7 protein-coding genes are annotated in these 6,762 nt (G+C 55.5%); all 7 read right to left on the bottom strand.

Annotation, left to right across the window (positions count from 1 at the left end; translation table 11 throughout):
• Nucleotides 1-189: 189 nt before the first annotated feature.
• On the bottom strand, nucleotides 190-1,059 hold the full coding sequence (locus HMPREF2528_RS06000) for a DUF6318 family protein (protein ID WP_070543169.1): 870 nt from the start codon (nucleotides 1,057-1,059) through the stop codon (nucleotides 190-192).
• Nucleotides 1,060-1,232: 173 nt separating this feature from the next.
• Nucleotides 1,233-1,937, bottom strand: a complete 705-nt coding sequence (locus HMPREF2528_RS05995) for a DUF6318 family protein (protein ID WP_012903689.1) — start codon at nucleotides 1,935-1,937, stop codon at nucleotides 1,233-1,235.
• A 174-nt stretch (nucleotides 1,938-2,111) separates the two neighbouring features.
• Nucleotides 2,112-2,822, bottom strand: a complete 711-nt coding sequence (locus HMPREF2528_RS05990; RefSeq protein WP_070543164.1) for a DUF6318 family protein — start codon at nucleotides 2,820-2,822, stop codon at nucleotides 2,112-2,114.
• Nucleotides 2,823-3,027: 205 nt separating this feature from the next.
• The gene (locus HMPREF2528_RS05985; protein ID WP_070543160.1) at nucleotides 3,028-3,789 is read right to left on the bottom strand and encodes a DUF6318 family protein; all 762 of its coding nucleotides are present in this window, start codon (nucleotides 3,787-3,789) and stop codon (nucleotides 3,028-3,030) included.
• A gap of 98 nt (nucleotides 3,790-3,887) precedes the next feature.
• Nucleotides 3,888-4,688: a DUF6318 family protein gene (locus HMPREF2528_RS05980; RefSeq protein WP_070543157.1), complete on the bottom strand. Its 801-nt coding sequence runs from the start codon at nucleotides 4,686-4,688 to the stop codon at nucleotides 3,888-3,890.
• A gap of 40 nt (nucleotides 4,689-4,728) precedes the next feature.
• The gene (locus HMPREF2528_RS05975; protein WP_070543154.1) at nucleotides 4,729-5,481 is read right to left on the bottom strand and encodes a DUF6318 family protein; all 753 of its coding nucleotides are present in this window, start codon (nucleotides 5,479-5,481) and stop codon (nucleotides 4,729-4,731) included.
• A gap of 247 nt (nucleotides 5,482-5,728) precedes the next feature.
• Nucleotides 5,729-6,505: a DUF6318 family protein gene (locus tag HMPREF2528_RS05970; RefSeq protein WP_049358209.1), complete on the bottom strand. Its 777-nt coding sequence runs from the start codon at nucleotides 6,503-6,505 to the stop codon at nucleotides 5,729-5,731.
• Nucleotides 6,506-6,762 lie beyond the last annotated feature (257 nt).

The raw sequence follows: 6,762 nt of genomic DNA, 5'->3' as shown, positions 1-6,762 counted from the left end.
CCGGTTCAAATCCGGTTGGGGTCACACTAGGAAAAAGCCTTGGTTCTTCGGAATCAAGGCTTTTTTGTTTATATCTGTCTTTATTCAAGAAAGAGTAAAAGCGAAAAGCCACATGTGTTTCGAAAAGCAACCATAATGGTGGCTTCTCGAAACACATGTGGCTTCTCAGCGGTATAGGGGACCCGGAATCTACTGTGCCGACGCCTCAGCAGAAGCAGTAGTAGCCTCCGCCGAACCTGCAGCAGTCGCCTCTGCAGACGCAGTACCCTCAGCCGAAGCGCTCGGGCTCAGCGACGGAACCGGCGAAGCAGACGCAGTACCTGGAGCGCGACGCACCATACGCCAAGTGCCGTCCTGGTAGTGCGCCACAATCTGGCCAGCCACCGGCTTGCCCGGGTACTTGAACACCTCGGTCAGCGGCTGCACACGATCGTTGGTCTTGCTGTACACGCCAGCACCCTCAGCACCATCAATCACCATCTCGGTTGCCCAAGTGTAGTAGCCGGTGCGAGTATCCTTGGTCGGGCGGTCAGCAGTCAGCGACAGAACCATCGGACGCTCCGAACCAATAACCCAGCCGCTCTCCGAAGCGTACATGCTCTGGAAAAACTCAGCCACGGTCGAGTAGTCGCCGGTGTGGTCAATGTTCGTGAAGCGGGTACCGTCACCGGTCAGCAGCAGGTAGTTCAGGGTAGCCTGCCAGTACGCAATGAACGCGTGCAGACCCTCAACACTGTTCTCACGCAGCTTCGCCGGCTCCACGGGGATCGCAACGTTCACTGCCTTGTGCTCCTTGGTGCCGGGCTCAAAAGTGCCGGTGGAGGAGTAGTCGGCAAGAACGACCTCACCCTTCATGCTGGGGCCAGGCTCAACGGTAGTGGTTGCCTCCGCGGTGGGGGAGACGGATGCGGTAGCGCTCGCGGATGCCGAAGACTCGGGTGCGGATGCGCTCGCGGTTGCTGAAGATTCGGAGGACTTTGAGGAACATGCGGCAAGAAGTGCAGCGGTGCCCAGGCCCAGTGCGGTCAGGGCGGTGCGGCGGGTATACATGGTAGACATGGGGCTCTTTCTGAGGTGAATAAAGTATGTGCCGGTATTGAACTAATTCCAGAATATCGCAGGGGAGCGGCCAGCCCAATGTTGTGTGCGCCTTCAACGCCGTAAAAGCGGCGGTAGATGACGAAAAACACGGGGCACAGAGATTTTCGCACGACTACGATATGACCGGGGTTCTAAATGGAGGTGCCGGAGCTGCTCGCGCTTGAGCTGGGTGAGCTCGTTGTAAGTTTGGCTGGTTCATTCCGAACCGTCCAGGCGCCATCCTGATACTCCAAGATAAAGAAGAACTCATAATCACCGGGGCCGCTACTCAATGAAGCCATGGTGAGTTCCCTGCCATCTGTGTAGTGAATCTTTGCTTCCTTGTTATACCGGCCAACACCCAGCCAGCGGTACTGTTGTTCGTCAACCTTCTGCGGAGCGTCCTCGGTCAGCTCTGCTGAGAATGGCGCATCAGTACCGTACACCCAGCCAGTGTTCTTCTCATAAAATTCGACGAAAGGTTCGGCCTTGTAGATATCGTTTCGGTTTATATCCACAGCCTTAAACGGCTCAATGTCGCCGGTAATCATAAGGTAATTGAAAGAAGCCAACCAGTAGTTTATGGCGGCGTACATGCCCTCCGTCGTTTTGGCTTTCATCTCTGCAGGAGGGACAGGCTTGGGCGGATTCTCCGCCTTCTTCGAGCTGGTTGCGGGAACGTAGGTGCCGCGTGATTCGTAGCCGTTGAACTTCAGCTCGCCCTTGTAGGAGCGTTGTTCCCCGGGCGTGCTCTGGTTGCTGAGCGGGCGAATATCGCTGGCGCAGGCGGTCAAGGAGGCGAGCGCGGTGGTGGTGGCGATGCCAAGGGCGGCGCGTCGGGTCACGAAGGTAGACATAAGGTACCCTTCAATAGATTATCGGTGCATCTACTTCAGGGTACCTTAGTGTATTTGGATATGTTTATGATTTCTTGGGTATTAAACCTGGGAAAATACTACAAAAACTGCGTTAGCTAACGAAAAGTGCTGTTTGTTAGGCGTACGTGGTGTCGGTGTCTATGCCACTGCATCCTAAACATTGAGGCCAGAATTGCTTCCGCCCGAGGAGTCGGGGGCAGCTGTCGAAGAGCTTTTCGTCTCAATGGTGACCATCCACGTATTGTTCCGATAATTCAACACAAAAGTGACCTCATCATTAGCAGAGCTGCCGCTCGTATCTGCAATGTGAATATCCCTGTCCTCCGGTACGTAATGGAGAACGGCGGCCTTATGGTTACGGCCAATACCCTTCCAACGGTACTGCTCATCGTCAACCTTCTGTGGAGTCTCTTCGATCAGCTCAGCCAAGAGCGGCGTATCGGTGCCGTACATCCACCCCTCATCCTTCGCGTACAAGTCTACGTATATCTTCATCTTCTGTACGTAGATACCGTCCAGGTCCACGTCCTTGAACGGGGCAGCGTCGCCGGTAACCGTCAGATAGTTCAGGGCTGCGAGCCAGTAGCCCAGCGCCGCATACATGCCCGAGGTCGTCTTCGATTTCATGTTCACGGGAGGGGTGGGCATAGGCGGGTTCTCCGCCTTCTTCGTGCTGCTTGCAGGGCGGTACGTTCCGGTGGACTTGTAGCTATTGAACTTCAGCTCGCCCTTGTAGGGGCGCATCGGGTCAACTACGCTCGGGTCCTCCAGCGGGCGGATATCGCTGGCGCAGGCAGTCAAGGAGGCGAGCGCGGCAGCGGCAACAATGCCCAGGGCAGCGCGTCGGGTAACGAAGGTAGGCATGAGAACCCCTCAATAGTTTGTTCTGTGCTCTTAAGCGTACCCGAGCAGGTTTGTTGACACATTCAAAGCCTGCACCTGCTCGTCTGCGGGAACAGTTCAACACGACCGTACGCAGGCCATGCAAACAAAAAGGGGAAGCTCCCGCACGCAGCCTCAACTGCATTCGAGAGCTTCCCTCATCGCTATAAATGACTAGGAACGCGGGTTAGGCACTAGCGCTACTCGCCTCTGAAGAGGGGGAATCAGCTTCTTCATCACTGAGTAAGAACCAGGCGCCATCCTTATAGTCAAACGGAAAATTGGTTGCCTCGCTCTTGGTCGATCCATCAACCAGAGGAACAGGGTCATGACCCTCAACGTGAGCCTTTGCATTGGGATCATAGATAATGCGTCCGAGCCAATCGTAACGGTTGGGACCGCCCTCAACTTTTTTGGGAGCATCAGTCAGCAGCTGAATGGTAACCGGCGCATCCGTGTCATACACCCAGCCCTTACCGGAAGAGTAGATAAGAACAGCATTGGCGTGATCGTTCGCATAGCGGCCTTCAGGGTCAGCCTTCTTGAGCGGTTCGAAATCGCCGGTCATGAACATGTAGTTGAAGCTTGCCACCCAGTAGCAGAGGAACTGGTACATGCCCTCAATGGTTGCCTCGTTCATCTTCTCCGGAACAACAGGCTTCGGCACGTTCTGCGCCTTCTTCTCAGCCGTGGCAGGAACGTACTCGCCGTTCTTCTCGTACTTGTCGAGCTTTACGGTACCCTTGTACGACTTCTTAGCGGAAGACGACGCAGATGCTGAGGCGGATGCGCTCGCAGACTCAGAAGCGCTAGCGCTCGCCGAATCCTCACCGGAGGCGGAGCTATCAGCCAGCGGGCGGATATCGCTAGCGCAAGCAGTCAACGCCGCAACTGCGCCGGCACCGGTAGCGGCAGCTAGTGCTGCACGTCGAGAAAGAAAAGTTGCCATGAAAAATCCTTAAGTAATGTGTGGGGTTATGAGACTAAATCCTAGAGCCTATGTGCGAGGTAAATCTCCGCCCATAAGATGAACTGAGCAAAGATGCTCTAAGCATTCTTAGCGTTAGCCTCATCGGATGCTTTGGTGCTCGGGCTCGCAGAGCCTTGTCCACGTACCTTGGTGGGGTAAGTAAACCACTTGCCGTCCTGATACGACAATTTCAGGTTGGAAAGCTCAGGCTCCATGGAAGTGTTCTGGTACATAGGCCTGTTGCCCTTACCCTCAACATGCATCATCGCATTAGGGTCCTTGGACAGCGTGATACGCCAGTAATAGAGAGGCTCGCTGCCTTCCACCTTCTCAGGTTGCGGGGTCATCATCTCAGCCTGAAGCGCATGCTCCGAACCGTAAAACCACCCCTCATTGGACTCATAAAAAGTCACGTAATCATGGAAAGACTTCACATCCCTGCCGGAGGGGTCAGCCTGCTTCAACGGCTCATCGTCACCGGTGAGCACCAGATAGTTGACGCTGGCAAGCCAAAAACTAAAGGCAGAGTAGGCACCATCAATGCTGTTCTCATGCATATTCGCAGGAGGGAGGGGCTTGGGCACGTTCTGCGCCTTGTGCGTCTCATCCGCGGGAACGTACTCGCCCTTCTTCTCGTAGTTGTCGAACTTTACCGGCCCCAGATAAGACTTCGCAGAAGAACCGCCCCCAGAGGAGGAGCTAGCGGAGGCAGAGGGGCTAGCAGAGGCGCTGGGATTTGCGGAAGAGGAAGCCTCCCCAGAAGCAGACGGGGAGCTATCCGCCAGCGGGCGGATATCACTGGAGCAGGCACTCAGCATCGTAATAGCGCCTGCACCGGCAGCTAGCAGGGCTGCACGTCGAGAAAGGAAAGTCGTCATCAGAAATCCTTAAGTAGTGCGTATCAGAAGATGAGGAAATTTAGCTGTTGTTATCCAGGAGCATGCGCCACATGCCCTCCTTGTACTCCATGATGAACTTCGTCGTGCGAGGAATCGTCTTTTCTTCCTCAACGATAGTCGCATCAGGCTCACCCTCAATGTGGTACTTAGCGGCAGCGTCATACGCGACGGTCACAAGCCACTCGTAACGGTCCGGCTTATTAGCAACCGGCTGAAGCTCATTCTCCGCAATCTCAATCTTGTACGGCTGATCCGAACCGTAAACCCAACCCAGACCCGACTCGTAGAGCTTAATCATGGTCTTAGAGCTCCTCAGAAAAGCCTTCGCCGGATCCGCCTTCATCAGCGGCTCAACGTCGCCGGTCAGAATCAGATAATTCTGGGACGCAAGCCAATAACCCATCAGAGCGTAGGCGCCCTCGGGGCTGTTTTCCTTCATCTTCTCCGGGATCAGAGGCTTTGGCACGTTCTGCGCTGGCGCATCCGCATTCGCAGAAATGTAGGTGCCGTTCCGTTCGTAGTTATTGAACTTAATCGGGCCAACATACGAGCCGGGAGTGTGACCATCCGTCGGAGAAGGCGACGCCGAAGCGCTCGCAGAAGAGGACGCCGCACCAGAAGCCGCGCCAGACGCAGCATCAGAAGCTGAACCAGAGGAACCGCCGGAACCCTGCGACAGCGGGCGAATATCGGTAGCGCACGCAGCCAGCGCCGTAAGGATGCCGGTCGCACCCACGCCCAGGAGAGCACGTCGAGTGAAGAAGGTAGTCATCGGAAGCCCTTCGTTGGAGCCAATACAGAGCAAATCACGCCACACACCGTGGCGGGCATAGGCACCCCGTACAGACCTATCAGTACGTCAATGTATATATTTTTAAGGTTACCCGAGAGCCACCACATAGCCCCGCGACCACCTCAAGTGTTCAGAAAATTAAGACCCCACACCCAGCGTTTTACCAGGTGCGGAGTCTTATCACATAAGAAATCACTACGAGAGCGAACCCTCTGCAAGGCGGCAACTACGCGGCGCTAGACAGCTCCCACTTGCCGTCCTTGTACTCAAGGCGGAACCTCGCCACCCTCTTCTTCGACTCATCAGCGCTCGTTGCCTTCTCAGGCTGATTCCTATAATGCCGCATCATCTTCGGGTCCATGTAGGAATAGCCTTCCCAAATAAAGCGGGTATTGTCGCTACCCGGCACCTCACGAGGAGCATCCGTCAGCAGCTCAACAATATACGGAGTTTCCGTACCGTACACCCAACCAGCACCCGACGCATACAGCTTGATCGTGCTCTGATACTTCTCCCAACCGTAGCCGTTGTAGTAGATATGTTCAATCGGGGCCGGGTTACCCGTCATCATCAAATAGTTCAAGCTAGCAAGCCAGAAACTCAAGAAAGCATACGCACCATCAACGCTGTGCTCCTTCATATTCGCCGGAGGAACAGGCTTCGGCATATTCTCAGCCGGATTCGTAGCGCTCGCCGGAACATACTCACCGGTCTTCTCGTAGCTATCGAACTTTATCGCACCCTTATAGGACTTACCCGAAGACGGAAGACCCGAAGCTGCAGAAGCACTCGCAGAAGCTGAAGGAGACGTAGCCGCAGAAGGAGATGCGCTCGCAGACGCAGTTTCGGAGGCGGTCTCGGAGGCGGTCGCCGCCTCCGACGGAGAAGCCGAGCCAGTGCCGCCAGCTAGCGGGCGAATATCGCTAGCGCACGCAGTCAACGCAGAAAGCGCGCCAGCAGCAGCAACACCCAGGGCAGTACGTCGAGTGAAGAAAGTAGTCATCGGAAGTCCTTCGTTGGATCCTTCACCCCCAAAGCCGTCAGCACGAAGCTCACAACCTGCAGGTAAAGACCACATGTAGTACGTCAATGTATATACGTTAAGCGTACCCGAGCGCCCCTCCTCCGACCCCGAACATCCGCTGGGTTTTCCCCTGGGTGTTCCCTGGGTTTCCTACCCTGGGGTTCCGCAGAGTTACGGCAGAATTTTCGCAGAGTTTCGGCACAAAGAAACCCCGCCCACGGTGCATTACCGCAGGC

This window comes from Rothia sp. HMSC078H08, assembly GCF_001808955.1.
Classification (GTDB): domain Bacteria; phylum Actinomycetota; class Actinomycetes; order Actinomycetales; family Micrococcaceae; genus Rothia.
This window is presented reverse-complemented; position numbering and strand designations above follow the sequence as displayed.

Coding starts and splice junctions, on each gene's coding strand:
- HMPREF2528_RS06000 (WP_070543169.1), bottom strand. CDS start 1,059: ATGTCTACCATGTATACCCGCCGCACCGCCCTGACCGCACTGGGCCTG.
- HMPREF2528_RS05995 (WP_012903689.1), bottom strand. CDS start 1,937: ATGTCTACCTTCGTGACCCGACGCGCCGCCCTTGGCATCGCCACCACC.
- HMPREF2528_RS05990 (WP_070543164.1), bottom strand. CDS start 2,822: ATGCCTACCTTCGTTACCCGACGCGCTGCCCTGGGCATTGTTGCCGCT.
- HMPREF2528_RS05985 (WP_070543160.1), bottom strand. CDS start 3,789: ATGGCAACTTTTCTTTCTCGACGTGCAGCACTAGCTGCCGCTACCGGT.
- HMPREF2528_RS05980 (WP_070543157.1), bottom strand. CDS start 4,688: ATGACGACTTTCCTTTCTCGACGTGCAGCCCTGCTAGCTGCCGGTGCA.
- HMPREF2528_RS05975 (WP_070543154.1), bottom strand. CDS start 5,481: ATGACTACCTTCTTCACTCGACGTGCTCTCCTGGGCGTGGGTGCGACC.
- HMPREF2528_RS05970 (WP_049358209.1), bottom strand. CDS start 6,505: ATGACTACTTTCTTCACTCGACGTACTGCCCTGGGTGTTGCTGCTGCT.